General features: G+C 61.8%; 19 protein-coding genes. 14 read left to right on the top strand and 5 right to left on the bottom strand.

Features of this window, described 5'->3' with window-relative positions; translation table 11 throughout:
- Entirely contained in the window at positions 1 to 960 is a 960-nt protein-coding gene (locus tag RE432_RS17100) for a 3-hydroxyacyl-CoA dehydrogenase NAD-binding domain-containing protein (RefSeq protein ID WP_310934738.1), read from the top strand.
- Between the two features lie 64 nt (positions 961 to 1,024).
- Here RE432_RS17100 and RE432_RS17095 read toward each other — a convergent pair whose 3' ends face one another.
- The gene (locus tag RE432_RS17095) at positions 1,025 to 2,014 is read right to left on the bottom strand and encodes a malate dehydrogenase (RefSeq protein ID WP_310934737.1); all 990 of its coding nucleotides are present in this window, start codon (positions 2,012 to 2,014) and stop codon (positions 1,025 to 1,027) included.
- A 315-nt stretch (positions 2,015 to 2,329) separates the two neighbouring features.
- Between RE432_RS17095 and RE432_RS17090 the strand changes: the two genes are divergently transcribed.
- The 7 genes from RE432_RS17090 (at position 2,330) to gltA (ending at position 8,098) form a co-directional block, all read left to right on the top strand.
- Positions 2,330 to 3,100: a GntR family transcriptional regulator gene (locus RE432_RS17090; protein ID WP_310934736.1), complete on the top strand. Its 771-nt coding sequence runs from the start codon at positions 2,330 to 2,332 to the stop codon at positions 3,098 to 3,100.
- 96 nt (positions 3,101 to 3,196) lie between these two features.
- On the top strand, positions 3,197 to 3,610 hold the full coding sequence (gene sdhC / locus RE432_RS17085; protein WP_310934734.1) for a succinate dehydrogenase, cytochrome b556 subunit: 414 nt from the start codon (positions 3,197 to 3,199) through the stop codon (positions 3,608 to 3,610).
- Positions 3,610 to 3,990 (top strand): succinate dehydrogenase, hydrophobic membrane anchor protein, encoded by a 381-nt coding sequence (gene sdhD, locus RE432_RS17080; protein ID WP_310934733.1) that lies wholly within the window; start codon positions 3,610 to 3,612, stop codon positions 3,988 to 3,990. Before sdhC ends, sdhD begins: the two co-directional genes overlap by 1 nt.
- Before the next feature lie 3 nt (positions 3,991 to 3,993).
- On the top strand, positions 3,994 to 5,769 hold the full coding sequence (sdhA, locus tag RE432_RS17075; protein ID WP_310934732.1) for a succinate dehydrogenase flavoprotein subunit: 1,776 nt from the start codon (positions 3,994 to 3,996) through the stop codon (positions 5,767 to 5,769).
- 13 nt (positions 5,770 to 5,782) lie between these two features.
- Positions 5,783 to 6,499, top strand: coding sequence for a succinate dehydrogenase iron-sulfur subunit (locus tag RE432_RS17070; protein WP_310934731.1), 717 nt, complete (start codon positions 5,783 to 5,785; stop codon positions 6,497 to 6,499).
- A gap of 15 nt (positions 6,500 to 6,514) precedes the next feature.
- A complete protein-coding gene (locus RE432_RS17065; RefSeq protein WP_310934730.1) occupies positions 6,515 to 6,775 on the top strand; it encodes a succinate dehydrogenase assembly factor 2 in 261 nt (86 codons plus the stop codon).
- 18 nt (positions 6,776 to 6,793) lie between these two features.
- Positions 6,794 to 8,098: a citrate synthase gene (gene gltA, locus RE432_RS17060; RefSeq protein WP_310934728.1), complete on the top strand. Its 1,305-nt coding sequence runs from the start codon at positions 6,794 to 6,796 to the stop codon at positions 8,096 to 8,098.
- Between the two features lie 57 nt (positions 8,099 to 8,155).
- On the opposite strand, the gene RE432_RS17055 is transcribed toward gltA, so the two are convergent.
- The gene (locus RE432_RS17055; RefSeq protein WP_310934726.1) at positions 8,156 to 9,076 is read right to left on the bottom strand and encodes a LysR substrate-binding domain-containing protein; all 921 of its coding nucleotides are present in this window, start codon (positions 9,074 to 9,076) and stop codon (positions 8,156 to 8,158) included.
- Positions 9,077 to 9,192: 116 nt separating this feature from the next.
- On the opposite strand from RE432_RS17055, the gene RE432_RS17050 reads away from it, so the two are divergent.
- On the top strand, positions 9,193 to 9,984 hold the full coding sequence (locus tag RE432_RS17050) for a sulfite exporter TauE/SafE family protein (RefSeq protein WP_409079885.1): 792 nt from the start codon (positions 9,193 to 9,195) through the stop codon (positions 9,982 to 9,984).
- A gap of 57 nt (positions 9,985 to 10,041) precedes the next feature.
- Here the strand turns inward: RE432_RS17050 and RE432_RS17045 are convergent, their stop codons facing one another.
- Complete coding sequence (locus RE432_RS17045; protein WP_310934725.1) at positions 10,042 to 12,339, bottom strand: NADP-dependent malic enzyme; 2,298 nt, start codon at positions 12,337 to 12,339, stop codon at positions 10,042 to 10,044.
- Positions 12,340 to 12,659: 320 nt separating this feature from the next.
- Here RE432_RS17045 and RE432_RS17040 point away from each other — a divergent pair, with 320 nt between their 5' ends.
- The 5 genes from RE432_RS17040 to RE432_RS17020 all read left to right on the top strand — a co-directional run bounded on the left by RE432_RS17040 (position 12,660) and on the right by RE432_RS17020 (position 20,855).
- A complete protein-coding gene (locus tag RE432_RS17040) occupies positions 12,660 to 15,530 on the top strand; it encodes a 2-oxoglutarate dehydrogenase E1 component (protein WP_310934724.1) in 2,871 nt (956 codons plus the stop codon).
- A gap of 29 nt (positions 15,531 to 15,559) precedes the next feature.
- Positions 15,560 to 16,768: a 2-oxoglutarate dehydrogenase complex dihydrolipoyllysine-residue succinyltransferase gene (gene odhB / locus RE432_RS17035; protein WP_310934722.1), complete on the top strand. Its 1,209-nt coding sequence runs from the start codon at positions 15,560 to 15,562 to the stop codon at positions 16,766 to 16,768.
- A 112-nt stretch (positions 16,769 to 16,880) separates the two neighbouring features.
- On the top strand, positions 16,881 to 18,308 hold the full coding sequence (lpdA, locus tag RE432_RS17030) for a dihydrolipoyl dehydrogenase (protein WP_310934721.1): 1,428 nt from the start codon (positions 16,881 to 16,883) through the stop codon (positions 18,306 to 18,308).
- Between the two features lie 96 nt (positions 18,309 to 18,404).
- On the top strand, positions 18,405 to 19,496 hold the full coding sequence (zapE, locus tag RE432_RS17025; RefSeq protein ID WP_310934720.1) for a cell division protein ZapE: 1,092 nt from the start codon (positions 18,405 to 18,407) through the stop codon (positions 19,494 to 19,496).
- A gap of 27 nt (positions 19,497 to 19,523) precedes the next feature.
- A complete protein-coding gene (locus RE432_RS17020; protein WP_310934719.1) occupies positions 19,524 to 20,855 on the top strand; it encodes a tryptophan--tRNA ligase in 1,332 nt (443 codons plus the stop codon).
- 25 nt (positions 20,856 to 20,880) lie between these two features.
- On the opposite strand, the gene RE432_RS17015 is transcribed toward RE432_RS17020, so the two are convergent.
- Positions 20,881 to 21,399, bottom strand: coding sequence for a hypothetical protein (locus RE432_RS17015; protein WP_310934718.1), 519 nt, complete (start codon positions 21,397 to 21,399; stop codon positions 20,881 to 20,883).
- 5 nt (positions 21,400 to 21,404) lie between these two features.
- Positions 21,405 to 23,771 carry a Tex family protein gene (locus RE432_RS17010; protein WP_310934716.1) on the bottom strand — a complete coding sequence of 789 codons (2,367 nt, stop codon included), beginning with the start codon at positions 23,769 to 23,771 and terminating at the stop codon, positions 21,405 to 21,407.
- Positions 23,772 to 23,934: the final 163 nt, after the last annotated feature.

The following is a 23,934-nucleotide window of genomic DNA, read 5'->3' as shown; positions in this document are numbered from 1 at the left end:
ATGAAACAAGAGCAATGGCTGGGTGCGCCCAGCGCCGCCCGCGCCGTCGTGGTCGGCGGCGGCATCATGGGGGCCGATGTGGCTGTCGTGCTGCTGCGGGCGCGTTGCAAGACCGTCCTCGTCGAACCCAGGCAGGCACTGCACCAGGGCATCCGCGAGAAAATCGCCGAGAACCTGCAGGCGATCGAGCGGGGCGACAACATCGGCCTGCTGGCCATGGCCGCGTCGATCGACGAGGTGGACTGGCAGGACGTCAACCTGATGATTGAATGCGTGCCGGAATCGCTGGAGATCAAGCGCGAGCTGTTCAAGGCGCTGGCGGACAAGGCGCCCGCCCATACCTTGCTGGCCAGCAATAGTTCCAGTTTTCCCATCAGCCAGATTGCCCAAGGGCTGCCGACGCAAGAGCGCATGATAGGCCTGCACTTTTTCATGCCCGCCCATATCGTGCCCCTGGCCGAGGTGGTGCTGGGGCCGGCGACCGACCCGGGCGCCGCCGACGCCTTGTCCGCATTCATGCGGCGCTGCGGCTCGGTGCCTATTCTGGTGCGCAAGGACGTCCCGGGCTTTATCGGAAACCGGCTGCAGCATGCCCTGGGCCGCGAGGCCTTTTCCTTGATACAGGAAGGTATTGCCTCGCCGGAAGACATCGACGCCGCCGTGCGTTTCGGGTTCGGTTTCCGCTACCTGGCCGCGGGGCCGGTCCTGCAAAAAGAGCATGCGGGCCTGGATGTGCATGCCGCGGCTGCGGCCACCATCTATCCTTCTTTGTCCAATACGGCCATACCGCCCGCGGTCCTGTCGGACAAGCCCAAGAATGGTCAGTTGGGCATGAAATCCGGGCAAGGTTTCTATGCCTGGGATGATGCGCGCATCAAGGCCGAAAAGCAGCGCTACACCCGCGCCTTGCAGGCCAGCCTGCGCATCCTGGCTGAAGACCTGCCGCCGATCGAGCCCTGATCGGCCGGCGCCGCAGCAAAAAAAATGCCGCCATGATGGGCGGCATTTTTTTGGAGGGCGCTGCTTACTTCAGCAGGTCTTGCACGCCGTCGCGTTCTTCAAGCAGTTCCTTCAGGGTGAAGTCCATGCGTTCGCGCGAGAAGGCATCGATGTCCAGCCCTTCGATGCGGGTGTATTCGCCATTGGCCGTCGTGACGGGCACGCCGTAGATGATGCCTTCCGGAATGCCGTAGGAGCCGTCGGAAGGTATGCCCATGGTGACCCATTTGCCGTTCGAGCCCAGCACCCAGTCGCGGACGTGGTCGATCGCGGCATTGGCGGCCGAGGCGGCGGACGACAGGCCGCGTGCGTCGATGATGGCGGCGCCGCGCTTGCCCACGGTGGGAATGAAGGTATCGCGATTCCAGGCGTCGTCGTTGATCAGGCCGGCCAGGCTTTCACCGCCCACGGTGGCAAAGCGGATGTCTGGGTACATGGTGGGCGAATGGTTGCCCCACACGATCAGCTTCTCGATGTCGGCGACGGGCTTGCCCGATTTGGCGGACAACTGGGACAGGGCGCGATTGTGGTCCAGGCGCAGCATGGCGGTGAAGTTCTTGGCGGGCAGGTCGGGCGCCGATTTCATGGCGATGTAGGCATTGGTGTTGGCCGGGTTGCCCACGACCAGCACTTTGACATTGCGGCTGGCGACATCGTTCAGGGCCTTGCCCTGGGCGGTGAAGATCTGGGCGTTCACTTGCAGCAGGTCTTTGCGCTCCATGCCGGGACCGCGGGGGCGTGCGCCAACCAGCAGGGCCACGTCGGCATCCTTGAAAGCTTCGCGCGCGTCGCTGTGGGCGCTCATGCCGGCGAGCAGCGGGAAGGCGCAATCATCCAGCTCCATCATGACGCCTTGCAGCGCTTTCTGGGCTTTCTCGTCGGGAATTTCGAGCAGTTGAAGAATGACGGGCTGATCCTTGCCGAGCATTTCGCCTGAGGCGATACGGAACAGCAGGGCGTAGCCGATTTGGCCGGCAGCGCCGGTGACGGCGACACGCATGGCGGGTTTGGACATGAACAATCTCCCGGTAGATGTTAGGAATGAGTGAGGATGAAGAGACAACAGACAGTGTAATTCTTTGAGGGCGTTCTTTCACGGCCGGCGATGGCCCGGAGAACAGGCCGATACCGCTACGCGGCAAGAAACAGGACACCCTGCACCGCTTGGGCACAAGGCGCTAGCGTAGCCAAAAAAGGGTTTTTAGTCAAACATCTTATATCTTATATAAGACAGAAGAGTGTTAGACAGAAACGCCCAAGCATGCGAGAATAGCGGGCGTTCCATCCGCTTTTTTTGAACTTGCGCTCTGTCGCCGTATTGACCCTTCCCATGTCTGACACACCCCTAACTGATCGAGGTCCGGTACCTGAACGCGCTGCCAGCAGCGCTGCGTTCAGCCCGCTGTACCAGCAGATCAAGGGCCTGCTGCTGCAAAGCCTGGACCGGGGTGAATGGAAGCCGGGGGAATCGATACCCAGCGAGCTCGAGCTGGCCGCGCGTTTTCAGGTCAGCCAGGGCACGGTGCGCAAGGCCATCGACGAGCTTGCCGCCGATAACCTGCTGCTGCGCCGGCAGGGCAAGGGTACGTTCGTGGCGACCCACCACGAAGCCAAGGTGCGTTTTCGCTTCCTTCGGCTGACCCCTGATGACGGCAAGCAGGCCGTCTCGGGCAGCCAGATCCTGGATTGCCGCCGGATCAAGGCGCCCACCGACATCGCCGCCTTGCTTGAATTGCGCAGCGGTGAAATGGTGGTCAATATCCGCCGTCTGCTTTCCTTCGACCAAACCCCCACCATACTGGACGACATCTGGTTGCCCGGCGCGGCATTCCGCGGCTTGACCGCCGAGTCGCTGGCCCGCTACCGGGGGCCTTTGTACGCCTTGTTCGAGTCCGAGTTCGGCGTCAGCATGGTGCGGGCCGAGGAAAAAATCCGTGCTGTCTGTGCGGCAGAGGAACCCTCGCAGCGGCTGCAGGTCGAGCCGGGCACCGCCTTGCTGCAGGTCGAGCGCGTGTCGTACACCTATGGCGACCGGCCAATGGAAGTGCGCAGGGGGCTATACGTAACAGAACGCTTCCATTATCGAAACAGTTTGAATTAAAAGGGCCTTTTCTTCGATTTGGTACATCCGTGTTAAATCGGCGAAAATGCTCGTAGCGCTTTGCAATAAATTACTTTGTTTTAACTCGAGGCCATCATGTCCGATTCAGCTTCAAAGCCGCGTCCGCAGTTTCGCAACCTTAGCGTACCGCAGATCCTGAGCTACCGTCTGCCCCTGGCAGGAAAATCATCCATCTTGCACCGTGCAAGCGGCGCCTTGCTGTTTCTCTGTATTCCGCTGGTGATCTTGCCCTTGTTCGCGCTCAGCGTGACGTCGCACGAAAGCTTCGCCAGCATCCAGGCCTGGGTGGCCAATCCGCTGTGCAAGCTGGTTCTGCTGGCGCTTATCTGGGGCTATCTGCACCACTTCTGCGCGGGCATCCGCTACCTGGTGCTCGACCTGCACATCGGCAACGACAAGCACACTGCCCAAAAGACGGCGGGTGTCGTGTTCGGCGTCAGCCTGGCGCTGACACTGGTCTTCGGTCTTAAATTGTTTGGGGTGTGGTAATGGCTCAAGAACGCATCGGTACACAGCGCCTGGTCGTCGGCGCGCATTACGGCACCCTCGATTTCATCGCCCAGCGGGTCACCGCGGTCATCATGGCCGTCTACACCCTTGTGCTGCTCGGCGGCATCCTGTTTACGCCTGAACTCGACTTCGAAGGCTGGCGCAATCTGTTCACGTTCACCTGCCTGAGCCTGCCCGTGGGGCAGTTGCTGGCCACGCTGGCGTTCTTGTCGCTGGCCTGGCATGCCTGGATCGGCGTCCGCGACATCTGGATGGACTACGTCCGTCTGGCCGGCCTGCGCCTGTTCCTGCAGGTACTGACCATCCTGTGGCTGGTCGGCGCCGTTATTTATTTCGCAAAAATTCTCTGGAGTTTATAAGCCGTGGCTGCTGTCAAAAATTCCTTACCACGCCGCCAGTTTGATGTGGTGGTCGTAGGCGCCGGCGGAGCCGGCATGCGTTGCTCATTGCAACTGGCGCAGGCCGGCTTGTCGGTCGCTGTTCTGTCCAAAGTGTTTCCCACGCGTTCGCACACCGTTGCCGCGCAAGGCGGGGTCAGTGCATCGCTGGGCAACATGAGCGAAGACAACTGGTATTGGCACATGTACGATACCGTCAAGGGTTCCGACTGGCTCGGCGACCAGGACGCCATCGAATTCATGTGCCGCGAAGCGCCCAATGCCGTGTACGAGCTCGAGCACTTCGGCATGCCTTTCGACCGCAACCCCGACGGCACGATCTATCAGCGTCCGTTCGGCGGCCACACGGCCAATTTCGGTGAAAAACCCGTTCAGCGCGCCTGTGCGGCGGCCGACCGTACCGGCCATGCCATGCTGCACACGCTGTATCAGCGCAATGTGGCGGCGCGCACGCAGTTCTTTGTCGAATGGATGGCGCTCGATCTGCTGCGCAACGAGGCGGGCGACGTCCTGGGCGTCACGGCGCTTGAAATGGAAACCGGCGAAATCTACGTGCTGGAAGCCAAGCAGACCGTGTTGGCCACTGGCGGCGCCGGCCGCATCTGGGCGGCCTCCACCAACGCATTCATCAATACCGGCGACGGCCTGGGCATGGCCGCCCGTGCGGGCCTGCCGCTGCAAGACCTCGAGTTCTGGCAATTCCACCCCACCGGCGTGGCCGGCGCGGGCGTGCTGATTACCGAAGGCGTGCGCGGCGAAGGCGGTATACTGCTCAATAAAGACGGCGAACGCTTCATGGAGCGTTACGCGCCCACCCTCAAGGACTTGGCGCCGCGCGATTTCGTCTCGCGTTCCATGGACCAGGAAATCAAAGAAGGGCGCGGTTGCGGCGATGGCAGCTACGTGGTGCTCAAGCTCGATCACCTGGGGGCGGAAACCATCCAGAAACGCCTGCCGTCCATTCGCGAGATCGCCATCAAGTTCGCCAACGTCGATCCCATCAAGGAACCGATCCCGGTCGTGCCCACCATCCACTACCAGATGGGCGGCGTCCCCACCAATATCTATGGCCAGGTCGTCAGCTACGCCAATGGCGAAACCACGACAGTCAACGGCCTATACGCCATCGGCGAGTGCGCGGCCACGTCCGTGCACGGCGCAAACCGCCTGGGCACCAATTCGCTGCTCGACCTGATCGTCTTCGGCCGTTCAGCGGGCAACCATATCGTCCAGACGCATCCGGAACGTCAGCACGCGCACCAGCCCATTCCCGAGTCGTCCATCGACGCCTCGCTCGATCGCGTCAACAAGATCGAGTCGCGCACGTCCGGCGAAAAGGTGCAGGATGTCGCCAATGCCATGCGCATGTCCATGCAGCATCATTGCGGCGTGTTCCGTACCCTGGACCTGCTGGCCAAGGGCGTGGAATCGATCGAAGGCATTGCCGAGCAAGTCGAGCACATCCACTTCCAGGACAAGTCCAAGGTCTTCAACACGGCCCGTATCGAAGCGCTTGAGGTCTCCAACATGATCGAAGTGGCCCGCGCAACGACCAAGTCGGCGGCCAATCGCACCGAAAGCCGCGGCGCGCATGCGCTCAGCGACCACCCCGAGCGCGACGATGAAAACTGGCTGCGCCATACCTTGTGGTTCTCCGAAGGCAGCCGTCTCGAATATAAGCCGGTCACCATGAAACCGCTTACCGTGGACAGCTTCCCGCCCAAGGCGCGGACCTTCTAAGCAGGATATCGAAATGAGCCAAAAACGTATCGTCAAATTTGAAATCTACCGCTACGATCCCGACAAGGACGAGCGTCCTTACATGCAGAAGCTCGAGGTCGAGCTGCAGCCCACCGACAAGATGCTGCTCGATGCCATCATCCGTATCAAGAACGATGTGGACGACAGCCTGGCGTTGCGCCGGTCGTGCCGGGAAGGGGTGTGCGGTTCCGACGCCATGAACATCAACGGCAAGAACGGCCTGGCGTGCACGACCAACCTGCTGGAGCTCAAAGAGCCCATCGTGCTCAAGCCCCTGCCCGGGCTGCCCGTCGTGCGCGACCTGATCGTCGACATGACGCACTTCTTCAATCAGTACCACTCGATCAAGCCCTTCCTGATCAACGACCAGCCGCCGCCCGAGAAAGAGCGTCTGCAGTCGCCCGAGGCGCGCGAAGAGCTCGATGGCCTGTACGAGTGCATTCTGTGCGCCTGCTGCTCGACGGCCTGCCCCTCGTTCTGGTGGAATCCCGACAAGTTCGTGGGGCCGGCCGGCCTTTTGCAGGCGTATCGGTTTATTGTGGATAGCCGCGACGAAGCCACCGGCGAGCGCCTCGACAATCTCGAGGACCCTTACCGGCTGTTCCGTTGCCACACCATCATGAACTGCGCCGATGTCTGTCCCAAGGGATTGAACCCATCCCATGCGATCGGCAAGATCAAAGAAATGCTGGTTCGCCGTGCCATATAAGGTTCAGGATCGCTGATGAGAAAGTTATCAGAGCTGGAACGCGCGCGCCTGCGCTGGCGCGCGCGCCGGGGTCTGCTTGAAAATGACCTGATCATCACCCGGTTTTTGGATCACTATGAGGCCGAGCTAACCGACACAGATGTTTCTGCCTTGTCTTTGCTTTTCGAGATGGGCGATAACGAGTTGCTTGATGTGTTGCTGGCCAGGACAGAGCCTGCGGGCGTATACGATACGCCTGACATTCGCAGACTGGTCGCGCAAATGCAGAAGCTGTAACCTTTAAGGAAAATTGTGATGCAATTGTCAGACAAAAAAGCCACGCTATCGTTTTCGGACGGTAGCGCGCCGATAGAGTTCCCTGTTTATCAAGGCACTGTCGGTCCTGATGTCATCGATATCCGGAAGCTGTACGGCCAAAGCGGCATGTTCACGTACGATCCCGGTTTCCTCTCGACGGCCTCGTGCGAGTCGGGTATTACCTACATCGACGGCGACAAGGGCCAACTGCTTTATCGCGGTTATCCCATCGATCAGCTGGCGCAAAATTGCGACTTCCTCGATATCTGCTATTTGATCCTGAACGGCGAGCTGCCCGCCGGCAACCAGAAAGCGGAATTCGATGCCCTGGTGACCAATCACACCATGGTGCACGAGCAGATGCGCATCTTCCTGCAGGGTTTCCGGCGCGACGCCCATCCCATGGCCGTGTTGACCGGCCTGGTGGGCGCCTTGTCCGCCTTCTATCACGATTCCACCGACATCACCGACCCGCATCACCGCCATGTATCGGCCATCCGGCTCATCGCCAAGATGCCGACGTTGGTGGCGATGGCGTACAAGCATTCCCTGGGCCAGCCTTTCATCTATCCGCAGAACGATTTGTCGTACACCGGCAATTTCCTGCGCATGATGTTTGCCACGCCTTGCGAAGACTACAAAGTCAACGACGTCGTCGAGCGCGCGCTTGACCGTATCTTCATCTTGCATGCCGACCACGAGCAAAACGCGTCCACCTCCACGGTTCGCCTGTGCGGCTCGTCGGGCACCAATCCGTTCGCGGCCATTGCCGCCGGCGTGGGTTGCCTGTGGGGTCCGGCGCATGGCGGCGCCAACGAGGCTTGCCTGCAAATGCTCGAAGAGCTTCAGGCCAATGGCGGCGTGGCCAAGGTCGGCGAGTTCATGGAAAAGGTCAAGGACAAGAACTCGGGCGTACGCTTGATGGGCTTTGGCCATCGCGTCTACAAGAACTACGATCCGCGCGCCAAACTGATGCAGGAAACCTGCAAGGAAGTCCTGTCGGCGCTGGGCCTGGAAAACGACCCGCTGTTCAAGCTGGCCATGGAGCTCGAGCGCATTGCGCTGGAAGACCCGTACTTTGTAGAGCGCAAGCTGTACCCGAACGTCGACTTCTATTCGGGCATCGTTCAGCGCGCCATCGGTATTCCCACTTCCTTGTTTACGGCGATCTTCGCCTTGGCGCGTACCGTAGGCTGGATCGCCCAATGGAGCGAAATGCTGTCCGATCCCGACTACAAGATCGGCCGTCCGCGCCAGCTTTACACCGGCTCGCAAACACGCGACGTACCTGCTAAACGCTGATTCCGGCTTGATCAAAAGGGCGGGGCGCTTGTCAACAGGCGCTCCGCCTTTTGTTTTTCAAGGTCGGACCGCCGCGCCGGACGGCCTTGCGCCGGGCGCATCCAGCAGGCATCGCATCATTTCCTTCACGTATACCGGCAGATCATCGGCTGAACGCACGCACAGCATCAGGTCTCGGGCTGCCCAGGGGTCGCTCAGTGCGACCCGCTTGATGCGGGCCGCCCGCCCGCAACGCAGGGCCGCCGCCTTGGGCACCACGCCTATGCCGATGCCCTGGCCGACCATCCTGCAAACCGCGTCCAGGCTGCGCAGGCGCACGCGATAGCTCAGGCGCTTGCCCGACCTGCGCGCATGGTGGGCAATATGTTCCTGAAGCGCGCTGCCTTCCGTCAGGCCGACGAAGGCGCAGTGAGCCACTTCGGCCAGGCTGACCGAATCGCGCTGGGCCAGTTCGTGGTCCCTGGGTACGATCAGTGTCAGCGCGTCGTGCCGGAATATGCGGGTTTCCAGGCCCTGCAGGTCAACCGAGTCGGCCACGATGCCGATGTCCGCATGGCCGGCGCGGATTGCGTCGGCAATGTCGTAGCTCATCTTTTCTTCCAGATCGACTGAAATCTGCGGGTATCGGGCCAGGAATCCGCTGAGCATGTCGGGCAGGTACTCGCTGAGCGCGGCGGTATTGCAGAGCAGGCGCACGTGTCCGGCAAGGCCCTGGCCATATAGATCAAGCTCGCCCCGCATGCGGTCCATCTGCTGCAGTACCGTGCGCGCATGATGCAGCAGCGTACGTCCCGCCGGCGTGGCCTGCACGCCGCGCCGGCCGCGCAGCAGCAGGGCGGCGCCCACAGCTTCTTCCATGCCCTTGACGCGCTCGCTGGCAGAGGCCAGCGTCATGTGCGACCGCTGGGCGCCGTCGGTAATCGTGCCCGCTTCGTTGATGTTCAAGAACAGGCGCAGGTCGGTCAGGTCGAAACGCATGAAAAAATCATAGCATGCGCCCCTGGGCCAGGCTAAGGTTCAGCCTGAGGCTGGCTTAGCTAAAACCGAATTTTCCAATCCAGGGCCAGGCGGCAGAATAGCGGCAGGCTTTGATCATGAATTCCCTGGAGTCGTCGACGATGTTGACCGAAATGCTTGATGGTTTCACGCTGCAGTCGTTCCTGCCCGTGGCGGCGGTGTTTGTGCTGGCCGGCCTGGTCAAGGGGGTGGTCGGTTTGGGCCTGCCGACCATTTCCATGGCCTTGCTGTCCATCTTCATGGCGCCGGCGCAAGCCGCCGCTTTGCTGGTGATCCCGTCCCTGGTCACCAATGTCTGGCAGACCCGGCCTGTCCATGCGCTGGGCCCCATGCTGCGGCGCATCGGCGGCATGCAGGCGGGGGTGGCCGCGGGTACGTTGGCCGGGGCGGCCCTGCTGGGCGCGCCGGCCGGGGCCTGGGCAGCGGTGTCGCTGGGGGTGGCGCTGATTGCTTATTCGGCCTGGACGCTGTTCGGCAAGCCCCTGGCCGTGCCGCCGCGGGCGGAAAAATGGATGGGTCCGCTGGTGGGCGCCGTGACGGGTTTCATTACGGCCGTAACCGGCGTTTTCGTCGTGCCCGCCGTGCCCTACCTGCAGTCCCTGGGCCTGGCGCGCGATGCGCTGATCCAGGCCATGGGGGTGTCGTTCACCGTTTCAACCGTGGCGCTGGCCGTCGGCCTGTGGATGAATGACAGTTATTCATTCAGCGCGGCAAGCGCGTCGCTGCTTATGCTGCTTCCCGCTTTGATCGGGATGGGGGCCGGCCAGCGGCTACGCCAGTCGCTGGCCCCCGCTGTTTTCCGGCGTTGCTTCCTGATCAGCCTGGCCATCGTCGGCATCTATCTGGCCATCAAGGGTTTATGGCCGTAGCCGGGCAGGGCGCGGCGGTTTCAGCGCAAGGCCGGCACCGCCGCGCCCTTGACCCTTTTACAACTGCACCTGCCCGGCTTCTTGCTGCGCATCCACCACGGCCAGCGCCGTCATGTTCACAATCCGCCGCACGGTCGAGCTCGTCGTCAGGATATGTACCGGTCTTGCCGCGCCCAGGAGCACCGGCCCCATGGTCACGCCATTGCTGCCCGTCATCTTCAGCATGTTGTAGGTAATATTCCCCGTATCCAGGTTCGGCGTGATCAGCAAGTTGGCCGGCCCTTTCAGGGTCGAGTCGGGGAAGGATTTCAGGCGGATTTTCTCGGACAGCGCCGAATCCGCGTGCATCTCGCCGTCGACCTCCAGGTCGGGCGCGCGCTCTGCAATGATCCGGCGCGCCTCGGCCATCTTGCGCGAAGAAGCCGACGAGCGGCTGCCGAAGTTCGAGTGCGACAGCAGCGCCACCTTGGGCACCACGCCAAAGCGGTGCACCTCTTGCGCCGCCTGGATCGTCATGTCGGCAATCTGCTCTGCCGTCGGGTCTTCATTCACGTGCGTATCGCAGATGAACAGCGTCTGGGTCGGCAGCATCAGCACATTCATGGCTGCGTATGTTTTGGCGCCCGACTTCAGGCCGATCACTTCGTCCACATAGCGAAGCTGATTGTCGAAGCGGCTGGTGACGCCGCAGATCATGGCATCGGCGTCGCCGCGCTGCAGCAGCATGACCCCGATCAGCGAATTGTGCTTGCGCACCATGGCCTTGGCGATTTCAGGCGTTACGCCATCGCGGCCTTTCAGCTTGTAGTAGGCCGACCACGTTTCGTTGAAGCGGGAGTCGTCTTCGGGGTCGACGACCTCGACATCCTTGCCGATCGCCAGGCGCAGGCCGAATTTCTTGATGCGCATATCGATGACGGCGGGGCGTCCCACCAGGATGGGGTGGGCGAATTGTTCATCGACAATGGTCTGCACCGCGCGCAATACGCGCTCGTCTTCGCCGTCCGCATAGATGACCCGCTTGGGCGCGCTCTTGGCCTGCATGAAGAGCGGGCGCATCAACTGGCCGGTATGGTAGACCAGGCTCATCAGCTTCTGCCGGTAGGCCTCCATGTCGGCAATGGGGCGCCGGGCAACGCCGGAAGCGGCGGCGGCTTCGGCGATGGCGGGGGCGATTTTGACGATCAGGCGCGGATCGAAGGGTTTCGGGATGATGTAATCAGGGCCGAAGGTGAGTTCCTGGCCGGCATAGGCGGTGGCCACCTCGTCGTTTTGTTCGGCTTCGGCCAGTTCGGCAATGGCCTTGACGCAGGCCAGCTTCATTTCTTCATTGATGACCGTGGCGCCGGCATCCATGGCGCCCCGGAAAATGAAGGGGAAGCACAAGACGTTATTGACCTGGTTGGGATAGTCGGAACGGCCGGTGGCGATGATGCAGTCGGGCCTGGCCGCCTTGGCGACCTCGGGCCGGATTTCGGGCTCGGGGTTGGCCAGCGCCAGGATCAGCGGCTTGGGCGCCATGGTCTTGACCATGTCGGCGGTCAGTACGCCCGGCGCCGAGCAGCCCAGGAATACGTCGGCATCCCGGCAGACATCGGCCAGTGTGCGCGCGTCGGTGTCCTGGGCGTAGCGCGCCTTGTTGGCTTCCATGTTTTCTTCGCGGCCCTTGCGGATCACCCCGCGTGAATCGACCACATAGATGTTGGACAGCTTCACGCCCAGGTGCGTCAGCAGGTCCAGGCAGGCGATGGCGGCCGCGCCGGCGCCCGAACACACCAGCTTCACCTCGCCGATCTTCTTGCCGACCACTTTCAGGCCGTTGAGGATGGCCGCCGACGAAATGATCGCCGTGCCGTGCTGATCGTCGTGGAAAACCGGGATCTTCATGCGCTCGCGCAGTTTCTTCTCTATATAGAAGCACTCGGGCGCCTTGATGTCTTCCAGGTTGACCCCGCCCAGCGTCGGCTCCAGCGCCGCAATGATCTCGACCAGCTTGTCCGGATCGGTTTCAGCCAGCTCGATATCGAACACATCGATGCCGGCAAACTTCTTGAACAGGCAGCCCTTGCCCTCCATGACGGGTTTGGCGGCCAGCGGCCCGATATTGCCCAGGCCCAGTACGGCGGTGCCATTGGTGATCACGCCCACCAGGTTGGAGCGGGACGTATACATCGCGGCGGCATCTTCGCCGTCCGCGTGTATGGTCATGCACGCCACCGCGACGCCCGGCGAGTAGGCCAGCGATAGATCGTCCTGGTTGGCCAGCGGCTTGGTCGGCATGACCGAGATTTTTCCCGGGACGGGGTTCGCATGATAATCGAGGGCCAGTTTGGCGAGATCGGCATTGGGGTCCATGGCGGGGTGCTCCTGCAATAAAAATGAAACTTTCAATCAAAAGGGAAAAAGTTAACTGGATAAGGCCTGCTTGTGTGAAGAATTATCCGGATTCCGGCAAAGTTGTTTGTTAATGCCAACGCTTTGGCGCATTTGCCGGGGAATTCCCGCCGGCCAGGTTTATCCTGCCTTGCTTCAAGGGTATACTAGTACGAATACGGCTTATCAAGGCGTCGTACGTTGCCTTCTGCCCCGCTATCCGCTAATCGGTCTGGCCGTGTCGCGGAAGGTTGTTCCCTGCATCATAACGAGTGAGACACTCGGATAGGTGAAGCGCATATATGTCATCGGAAATAGAACTCTTATCTAACTCTTACCTGTTTGGTAGCAACGCCCCATATGTCGAGGAACTCTACGAGTCCTACCTTGACAATCCCGGTTCTGTTCCAGATCAGTGGCGTGATTACTTCGATCAACTGCAGCACCTGCCTGCCACCGACGGCAGCGAGGTCACCCGCGACCAGGCCCATGCGCCCGTCATCGAGTCGTTCGCGCAGCGCGCCAAGGCCAACGCCTTCATCGCGCGCGCCCAGGAACCCGATCTTGCCGTGGCCAGCAAGCAGGTCTATGTGCAGTCGATTATCGCTGCCTATCGCTCGCTGGGTTCCCGTTTCGCCGACCTTGATCCGCTGAAACGCCAGGATCGCCCCAATATCCCCGAGCTCGACCCCAGCTTCTACGGCCTGACCGAAGCCGACCTGGATCAGGTGTATTCCGCCACGAATACCTATTTCACCAAAGCCGACACCATGACCATGCGCGACATGCTCAAGGCCTTGCGTGATACCTATTGCCGCAACGTCGGTGCGGAATTCATGCACATTTCCGACCCGGCGGCCAAGCGCTGGATTCAGGAACGCCTTGAGTCCACCGTCGGCGTGCCGTCTTTCTCCCCCGAGCGCAAACGTCATATTCTGCAGCAGGTCACCGAAGCCGAAGGCCTCGAACGCTTCCTGCATACCAAGTATGTGGGCCAGAAGCGTTTCTCGCTGGAAGGCGGCGAAAGCTTCATTGCCGCCATGGACGAAGTCGTCGGCCATGCCGGCGATAACGGCGTACAGGAAATCGTGGTGGGCATGGCGCACCGCGGCCGCCTGAACATGCTGGTCAACATCATGGGCAAGATGCCCGCCGACCTGTTCGCCGAATTCGAAGGCAAGCATGCCGAAGGCCTGACCGACGGCGACGTCAAATACCACAACGGTTTTTCCAGCGACCTGTCCACGCGCGGCGGCCCTGTGCACCTGTCGCTGGCGTTCAACCCGTCCCACCTTGAAATCGTCAACCCGGTGGTCGAGGGCAGCGTGCGCGCCCGCCAGGATCGCCGGGGGGATGACGAAGGCTCGCAGGTATTGCCCGTGCTGGTTCACGGCGATGCCGCCTTTGCCGGCCAGGGTGTTGTCATGGAAACCCTTAACCTGGCGCAAACGCGCGGTTACGGTACCGGCGGCACACTGCACATCGTCATCAACAACCAGATCGGCTTTACCACCTCTGATCCGCGCGACACGCGTTCCACGCTGTATTGCACCGATGTGGTCAAAATGATCGAAGCGCCCGTCTTTCACGTCAACGGCGACGACCCCGAAGCCGTGGTCTACGTGACCCAGCTGGCGCTCGATTACCGCATGAAGTTTCATCACGACGTCGTGGTCGATATCGTCTGCTTCCGCAAACTGGGCCACAACGAGCAGGACACCCCCTCGCTGACCCAGCCCCTGATGTACAAAAGCATCGGCAAGCACCCCGGCACGCGCAAAGTTTACGCCGACAAGCTGGTGGCGCAGGGCGTGCTGGCCGAGGGCGAACCCGATCAACTGGTCAAAGACTATCGCCAGCTCATGGAAGACGGCCAACGCACCATCGAGCCCGTCCTGACCGACTACAAGAACAAGTATTCGACCGACTGGTCCGCCTTCCTGGGCGCCAAATGGACGGACCAGGCCGATACCGGCGTACCGCTGGCCGAACTGACCCGTATCGGCGAAAAGCTGACGACCGTGCCGGAAGGCTTTACGGTCCACTCCCTGGTCAACAAGCTGCTCAACGACCGCCGCAACATGGCGCGCGGCGAGCAGAATGTCGACTGGGGCATGGGCGAACACCTGGCTTTCGCTACCCTGGTCGCGTCGGGCTATGCCATCCGCATCACCGGGCAAGACTCGGGCCGCGGCACGTTTACCCACCGGCACGCCGTCCTGCACGATCAGAAGCGCGAGCGCTGGAACGACGGCACCTATATCCCGCTGCAGAACGTCTCCGACAGTCAGGCGCCGTTCACCGTCATCGACTCGGTGCTGTCCGAAGAGGCCGTGCTGGCCTTTGAATACGGCTATGCCTCGGCCGAGCCCAACACGCTGACCATCTGGGAAGCGCAGTTCGGCGACTTCGTCAACGGCGCGCAAGTGGTGATCGACCAGTTCATCACCTCGGGCGAAGCCAAGTGGGGCCGCCAGTGCGGCCTGACCATGATGCTGCCGCATGGCTACGAAGGGCAGGGCCCCGAGCACTCGTCAGCCCGCATCGAGCGCTTCCTGCAGCTGTGCGCCGACAACAACATACAGGTTGTGCAGCCCACCAACGGCTCGCAAATCTTCCACCTGTTGCGCCGCCAGATGATCCGGCCCTTCCGCAAGCCGCTGGTCATCCTGACGCCGAAGTCCTTGCTGCGCAACAAAGACGCCACCTCGCCCTTGTCCGACCTGGCCAACAGCCAGTTCCTGCCCGTCATCGGCGAACAGGACGAGACCATCGACGCCGCAGGCGTCAAGCGGGTGCTGGTCTGCTCGGGCAAGGTCTATTACGACATTGTCAACGCACGCCGGGAAGCCGGGCGCTCCGATGTGGCCGTGCTGCGCGTCGAGCAGCTCTATCCCTTTGCCCACAAGTCGTTCCAGGCCGAGCTGCAAAAATACACCAACGCCAAGGAAATCGTCTGGGTTCAGGACGAGCCGCAGAACCAGGGGCCGTGGTTTTATATTCAGCATCATTTGTACGAAAATGTGGCTGAAGGCCAGCGCTTGGGCTATGCAGGGCGCGCCGCGTCGGCCTCGCCGGCGGTGGGCTACCTGGCCAAACACCAAGAGCAGCAGCGCAACCTGCTGGAGCAGGCCCTGGCGCCCAAGTTCAAGAGCTTCATGCTGACCAAATAACGAATACCTCACATAACGGAATACATACTATGGCTATTACTGATGTTCTCGTACCCCAGCTTTCCGAGTCGGTTTCCGAGGCAACCTTGCTCAACTGGAAGAAACAGCCGGGCGAGGCTGTCGAGGCCGACGAGATCCTGATCGAGGTTGAAACGGATAAGGTCGTGCTTGAAGTGCCCGCGCCTTCGTCGGGCGTCCTGAAAGAAATCGTCAAGGGCGATGGCAGCACTGTCACGTCCGGCGAAGTGCTGGCCCGCATCGACTCCGAAGGCAAGGCCGCCGCGCCCGCTGCTGCGGCGCCTGCCGAACAAGCCGCAGCGCCTGCCGCAGCCGCCCCCGCGGGCGCGCCGGCCGCCGCTTCCGCCATCACTTCGCCCGCCGCCGGGAAAATCCTGGCCGACAAGGGCGTCGATCCGGCGTCGGTCGAAGGGTCGGGGCGTGGTGGCCGCATCACCAAGGGCGACGCCCTGCAAGCAGGCAGCCAGCCCGCCAAGAAGGCGGCCGCGCCCGCGGCGCCCGCCACGCTCTCGCTCGATGGCCGCCCCGAACAGCGCGTCCCCATGAGCCGTCTGCGTGCCCGCGTGGCGGAACGCCTGTTGCAATCGCAGGCCGACAACGCCATCTTGACTACCTTCAACGAAGTCAACATGCAAGGCATTCTGGATCTACGTAAAAAATACAAGGACCAGTTCGAAAAAGAGCACGGCGTCAAACTGGGCTTCACGTCCTTCTTCGTGAAAGCCGCCGTTGCCGCACTCAAGAAATACCCGGTCGTCAATGCTTCCGTCGACGGCAAAGACATCATCTATCACGGCTATTTCGATATTGGCATCGCCGTGGGCAGCCCGCGCGGCCTGGTCGTGCCCATCCTGCGCAACGCCGATCAGCTTTCCATCGCTGAAATCGAAAAGCAGATCGCCGATTTCGGCGCCCGCGCCCGCGACGGCAAGTTGGGTCTTGAAGAACTCACCGGCGGCACGTTCTCGATTTCCAATGGCGGCGTGTTCGGTTCGATGCTGTCCACCCCCATCATCAACCCGCCCCAATCGGCGATTCTGGGCATTCATGCCACTAAAGAGCGCCCCGTCGTCGAGAACGGCCAGATCGTCATTCGTCCCATCAACTTCCTGGCGCTGTCCTACGACCATCGCATCATCGATGGCCGCGAAGCCGTGCTGGCCCTGGTGGCCATGAAAGAAGCACTGGAAGACCCACAACGCTTGCTGCTGGACGTTTAAGCATCATGCAGGCTAAGGTGGTGTAAGAAAAACCCCGGAAGCCTCTTCGCCCATGCGCGAACAGGCTGGCCCGGGGTTTTTGAGTTAATACTCTATTCAATCGAGAAAGAACATGGCTAAACAATTCGACGTTGTTGTTATCGGAGCAGGGCCGGGCGGTTACATTGCCGCCATCCGCGCTGCGCAATTGGGCATGAGCGTGGCGTGCATCGATGCCTGGAGCACGGCCGATGGCAAACCCGCGCCCGGCGGCACCTGCACCAATGTGGGGTGCATTCCTTCCAAGGCGCTGTTGCAGTCGTCCGAGCACTTCGAGCAGGCCAATCATCATTTTGCCGAGCATGGCATCGAGCTCAAGGGCGTGAGCCTGAAGCTCGATACGCTGGTTGGCCGCAAAGATACCGTCGTCAAGCAGAACAATGACGGTATTTTGTATCTGTTCAAAAAGAACAAGGTCACCTTCTTCCATGGCAAGGGCTCGTTCGTGGCCCACGTCGATGGGGGCTGGTCCATCAAGGTAGACGGAAAAGCCCAAGAAGACCTGGTGGCCAAGCACGTCATCATCGCCACGGGTTCCTCGCCGCGCGAGCTGCCCGGCCTGCCGTTCGACGAAGCCCAGGTCCTGTCCAACGACGGCGCCTTGCGCATTCCCGCCGTGCCTAAAAAGCTGGGCGTGATCGGCGCGGGCGTGATCGGCCTGGAGCTGGGCAGCGTATGGCGCCGCCTGGGCGCCGAAGTCACCATTCTGGAAGCCATGCCTGATTTCCTGGCGGTGGCCGATCAGCAGGTCGCCAAGGAAGCGCAAAAAGCATTCGCCAAGCAAGGCCTGGCCATCCATACCGGCGTCAAGATCGGCGAAGTCAAATCCACTGCCAAGTCGGTCACCGTGCCCTACACGGATGCGGGCGGCGCCGAACAGAAGCTGGTGGTCGACAAGCTCATCGTGTCCATCGGCCGTGTGCCCAATGTCGACGGCTTGGGCGTGGATACGGTCGGCCTGAAACGCGACGAGCGCGGCTTCATTGCCGTCGACGACGACTGCAAGACCAATCTGCCCAACGTCTGGGCGGTGGGTGACGTAGTGCGCGGCCCCATGCTGGCGCACAAGGCGGAAGAAGAAGGGGTGGCGGTGGCCGAGCGCATCGCCGGGCAGCATGGCCACGTCAACTTCGCCACCATTCCATCGGTTATCTACACCTCGCCTGAAATCGCCTGGGTGGGCAAGAACGAGCAGCAGCTCAAGACCGAAGGGCGCGACTACAAGGCGGGCAGCTTTCCGTTCATGGCCAATGGCCGGGCCAGGGCCCTGGGCGACACCACCGGTTTCGTCAAGGTGCTTGCCGACGCCAAGACCGACGAGGTCCTGGGCGTGCATGTGATCGGCCCCATGGCTTCCGAACTCATCGCTGAAGCGGTCACCATCATGGAGTTCCGCGGCGCGGCCGAAGACATCGCCCGTATCTGCCATGCGCATCCGACCTTGTCGGAAGCCATGAAGGAAGCGGCGCTGGCGGTCGACAAACGCACGCTGAATTTCTGATCCTCGGCGTCGTCGATGACGTGACCTTTTGAAAAGGGCGGGCGCACGGCTCGCCCTTTTTTCGTTGCCCCCTTTGCCCAGACCAGGCTTCAAGCTATGAATGTTCTTGAGTATTATCATCACGCGCTGAAAGAGCGCGGCTACCAGCCCGACGAGGCGCAACTGGCCGCGATCGAGCGCTTGCAGGCTTATTTCGATGATTGGGTGAGCTTCAAGCAAGACCGTTCCTCGGCGCTCAGGAAAATCTTCAAGCGGCCCGATGTGCCGCGCGGCGTGTATTTATGGGGTGGGGTGGGCCGGGGCAAAAGCTTTTTGATGGATGCCTTCTACCTGACGGTGCCGGTCAAGCGCAAGACGCGGGTGCATTTTCACGAGTTCATGCGCGGCGTGCACCGCGAGCTCGATGCGGTCAGGGGGCAGCAGGACCCGCTGGACGAGGTCGCGCGCCGCGTGGCCAAGCGCTACCGCCTGATATGCTTTGACGAATTCCATGTGTCCGATGTCGCCGATGCGATGATACTGTACCGACTGCTGCTCAAGCTGTTCGAGCACGGCACGTCGTTCGTCATGACCTCCAATTACGAGCCATCGACCTTGTATCCGGACGGCCTGCATCGCGACCGCATCCTGCCGGCCATCAAGCTGATTCAAGAGCGCATGGACATCATGAATGTGGATGTCGGCACGGACTATCGGCGCCGCAGCCTGGAGCAGGTCCGCTTGTACCTGACGCCTATTACGTCGGATACGAACCAGGAACTGCAGGCCAATTTCGACAGGCTGCTGGACACGGCGCCCATGAAGCCGGTGCTGACCGTTGAAAACCGCGAGATCAAGGCCGTTGCGCTGGGCGGCAGCATCGTCTGGTTCGATTTTGCCACCTTGTGCGGCGGCCCGCGTTCGCAGAACGATTATCTGGACCTGGCCAGCCGCTTCCATACGGTCATTTTGTCGGATGTGCCGCGCATGGGGCCGCGCCATGCATCGGAAGCACGCCGCTTTACCTGGCTGATCGATGTGTTCTACGATCACAAGGTCAAACTCATCATGTCGGCCGAATGCGAGGCCGACGAACTCTACACGCAAGGCCCCATGTCCAACGAGTTTCATCGGACTGTCTCGCGCATCATGGAGATGCAATCCAGGGAATACCTGGATGCCGAGCGGCGCGAAGCCGTCACGCTGTAGTTCCCTTTCCTGACATCGAAGCGATTTATGAATACCAGAGTCCTCACAGGCATTACCACTTCCGGTACCCCGCATCTGGGCAACTATGCGGGCGCGATCCGCCCGTCCATACAGGCCAGCATGCTGCCCGGCGTGGATGCCTTTTACTTCATGGCCGATTACCATGCCCTGATCAAATGCGACGATCCGCAACGGATTGCGCGTTCGCGCCTGGAAATCGCCGCAACCTGGATCGCCGCCGGGCTGGACCCGGAAAAAGTCACGTTCTACCGGCAGTCCGACATCCCCGAGATTCCCGAACTGTGCTGGATGCTGACTTGCGTCACGGCTAAGGGGCTGATGAACCGGGCGCACGCGTACAAGGCAGCCGTCGACCAGAATGTGGCCCGGCAGCAGGAACCCGATGACGGGATCACCATGGGGCTGTTTTCATATCCGGTGCTGATGGCCGCCGACATCCTGCTGTTCAATGCCAACAAGGTCCCGGTGGGCCGCGACCAGATACAGCATCTGGAAATGGCCCGCGACATCGCCCAGCGCTTCAACCATCTGTATGGCCAGGGCAAAGACCTGTTCGTCTTGCCGGAAGTCCAGATCGCCGAGGACGTGGCGACGCTGCCCGGCCTGGACGGCCGCAAGATGTCCAAGAGCTACGACAACACGATTCCCCTGTTCGAGGGCGGCGCCAAGGCCTTGCGGGCGGCCGTCATGCGCATCGTGACCGACTCGCGCCAGCCGGGCGAGCCCAAGGACGCGGAAGGTTCGCACTTGTATGCCTTGTACCGCGCATTTGCCGCGCCGCAGGCAGCGGCGCAGTTCCGCAAGCAACTGGAAGAGGGCATGGGCTGGGGCGAAGCCAAGGACCAATTATGCATCCTCATCGAAGATGAGCTCTCGCCCATGCGCGAGCGCTATGTCCAGCTCATGGCCAGTCCCGACCGCATCGAAGACATTCTCCAGGCGGGCGCCGTCAAGGCGCGCCGCCTGGCGCAACCCCTGATGGAGCGTTTGCGCGTAGCGGTCGGCCTGCGCGCCGCCCCGGTGCCAAGCCAGGCGCCGGCCGCCAGGAAATCCGCCGGCAAGCGTGCGCGTTTCGTGAGCTTCCGCGACCAGGACGGCCAGTTCCGCTTTCGCCTGCTGGCCGCCGATGGGCAGGAGCTGCTGCTGTCGGAAGGCTTCGCCGACCCGAAGGCGGCGGGGGTGGCCATGGGCAAGCTCAAGGACGAACCCATCGCCTCCTTGCTGACCCGCGATGATCAGGTCGCGAGCCTGCATCTGGACGGCGCGCTGGTTTGCCGCTTCGACGCGGCACTGCTGCCGCGCGTGCATGAAGCCGTGGCCGAGCTGAATCAGGAATAAAACCGGGCCCGCTGCCGCGGGCACGTCAGTCGCAGCGCTCGGCCTTCAGGCCCAGTTCCTGGCACAGCGCCAGGGTGGCTGCGGCCTGTTCGCGATAGACGAGCACGGTCTGGAAGTCGTGGGTATAGCTTTCGCCAAAGCTGATCAGACAGTATTTGCCGTGGTGGGCCAGCAACTGGCGGTCAGCCCATCGATAGAAGTCCGACATGGTTTCGAAGTCGTTATCGTCGTAGGGGTAATCCGGCAGGGCGGGGCGCTCGAAAGCGTCGACGATCTGTTCATACAGCTCGTCGACCGTGTCTGCGACCGCGAAATAGTCCTCGAGCTCGATAAAGACGATGAAGGCCGTGACGCCTTCCGGGTCGTACTCGGCCACCTTGGCGGCATCCGCGCCGTAATGCTCCCGCAGCGTAGCGGCGGGGGCGCCTTGCGCCTGCAGGCAGATATTGACGATGCGGCTGGTTTCATGCTCGTCCATATCGTCGCAAGACAACAGGCCGATCAGGCGTTCGAGCTGCTGCCGATAGATATTTTCAGTGCTCATGGAGACTATTTCTTGAGTTTTGCAAAAGCGGCGGCCATGGCGCCCTGGCCGGCGGCTTCCTGCGGGCGCTGCGGCGCCTGGCGGCGCGAAGGGTTGCCGGCGGGGCCGCGGCGGTCGTCGCCTGTGCGGCGCGCCGGCGGCGCATCGTCATTCAGGCGCATCGTCAGCCCGATGCGCTTGCGCGCGGCATCGACTTCCTGCACTTTGACCTTGACCATCTGCCCGACGCGGACCACATCGCGCGGGTCCTTGACGAAGGTGTCGGACAGGGCCGAAATATGAACCAGCCCGTCCTGATGCACGCCGACGTCGACGAAAGCCCCGAAGTTGGCCACATTGGTGACGACGCCTTCCAGGATCATGCCGGCGTGCAGGTCGTTGATGGTGTTGACGCCTTCCTTGAATTCCGCGGTTTTGAACTCGGGCCGCGGGTCGCGCCCCGGTTTCTCGATCTCGAGAAAGATATCTTTGACGGTGGGCAGGCCGAACCGTTCATCGGTGAATTCGGCGGGCGACACGCCTTTCAAGGCGCCTGACTGGCCCATGACCTGGCGCGCATCCGCATTGATTTTCTTCAGGATGCGTTCGACCACCGGATAGGCTTCGGGGTGGACCGACGAGGCATCCAGCGGATTGTCGCCATTGGGAACGCGCAAGAATCCGGCCGCTTGTTCAAAGGCCTTGTCGCCGAAGCGCGGCACTTTCATCAGGGTCTTGCGGTCGGGAAAGGCGCCGTGATCGTTGCGCCAGGCCACAATGTTCTTGGCCAGGGATGCATTCAGGCCCGATACCCGCGTCAGCAAGGGCGCGGATGCCGTGTTGACGTCGACGCCGACGGCGTTCACGCAGTCTTCGATGACGGTATCCAGCGAGCGGGCCAGTTCGCGCTGATTCACGTCATGCTGGTACTGGCCCACGCCGATTGCCTTGGGTTCTATTTTGACCAGCTCGGCCAGCGGGTCTTGCAGGCGGCGCGCAATGGATACGGCGCCGCGCAGGCTGACGTCGAGGTCGGGGAATTCGTGAGCGGCCAGCTCGGACGCCGAATAGACCGAGGCGCCGGCCTCGGAGACCATGACCCGCGTCAACTGAAGCTCGGGGAACTTCTGCTGCATGTCGATCACGAGCTTTTCGGTCTCGCGCGAGGCGGTGCCGTTACCGATGGCGACCAGTTCGATCTTGTGCTTGGCCACCAGGGCGGCCAGCGTGTTGATGCTGCCTTCGCGATCGCGGCGCGGCTCGAAGGGGTAGACGGTGCTGGTGGCCAGCACTTTTCCCGTGGCGTCGATGGCGGCCACCTTGACCCCGGTGCGTATGCCCGGGTCCAGTCCCAGTACGGCTTTGGGGCCGGCGGGCGCGGCCAGCAGCAGGTCTTTCAGGTTGGCGGCAAAGACGCGTATGGCTTCCTGTTCCGCCGTATCGCGCAGCCGGCCGATCAGTTCGGATTCAAAAGCCGTCAACAGCTTGACCCGCCAGGTCCAGCGGCAGACTTCGCCCAGCCAGCGCCCGCGCGGCGGGGCGTCCGGGCTGAAGTCGGCGCCCACGCGCAGAAAGTCCGCGATGCGCGCTACGCAGGGGTGGGGCGTCAAGGCTTCCAGCTCGGGTTCCAGCCCCAGGCGGATGTCCAGTACGCCCTGCTGGCGTCCGCGCAGCAAGGCCAGGATGCGATGCGAGGGCAGCGAGCGCAGCGCTTCGCTGAAATCGAACCAGTCGCGGAAATTATCGCCTTCGTGCTCTTTGCCCTCGACCACCTTGGCATGTACCAGGCCTGTGTTCCACAGGTGCTCGCGCATGTTCTCCAGCAAGTCGGCGTTTTCGGCAAAGCGTTCGGCCAGGATGTCGCGCGCGCCGTCCAGCGCGGCTTTGGCGTCGTTGATTGAGGCTTCCGGATTCAGATACGATTCGGCCAATTGGGCGGGATCGGCATGCCGGTCTTCCAGAATGGCATCGGCCAGGGGCTCCAGGCCCGCTTCCCGCGCGATCTGGGCGCGCGTACGGCGCTTGGGCTTATAGGGCGCGTACAAGTCTTCCAGCCGCTGCTTGGTGTCCGCGGCCTGGATTTCCTGCTGCAGCGCGGGGGTGAGCTTGCCTTGCTGCCCGATCGAATCAAGAATGGCGGCACGGCGGGTTTCGAGTTCGCGCACGTAGATCAGCCGTACTTCGAGGTTGCGCAGCACCGTATCGTCCAGGCCGCCGGTGGCTTCCTTGCGGTAGCGCGCGATAAAGGGCACGGTGGCGCCGCCATCGAGCAGTTCGATGGTGGCGGCAACCTGCGCGGCGCGCACATTGAGCTCGTTGGCCAGCAAGGCCACGATTCGTGCCGGGTCGATGCCGGCGGCGTCGGGTTTGGATGAAACGGAGGCAGTAGTCATTAAGGCATCAAAAAAACATAAATCAAGCGGCGCATTTTGCCACATTGATCCTGTGTTCGAAAAATACCCGAGTATCATCACGGGTGGATCTTTCGGGGGGAGCGCATACTTTACCCCTTTTGCCTCGCCGTGCAGGCAGTGCTTATACCTTCTTGACTTTTTT

This window comes from Pusillimonas sp. SM2304 (genome assembly GCF_031628915.1).
In the GTDB taxonomy this organism is placed as follows: Bacteria; Pseudomonadota; Gammaproteobacteria; order Burkholderiales; family Burkholderiaceae_B; genus Pusillimonas_C.
The sequence above is the reverse complement of the archived record's forward strand: the minus strand, read 5'-3'. Positions and strand labels throughout refer to the sequence as shown.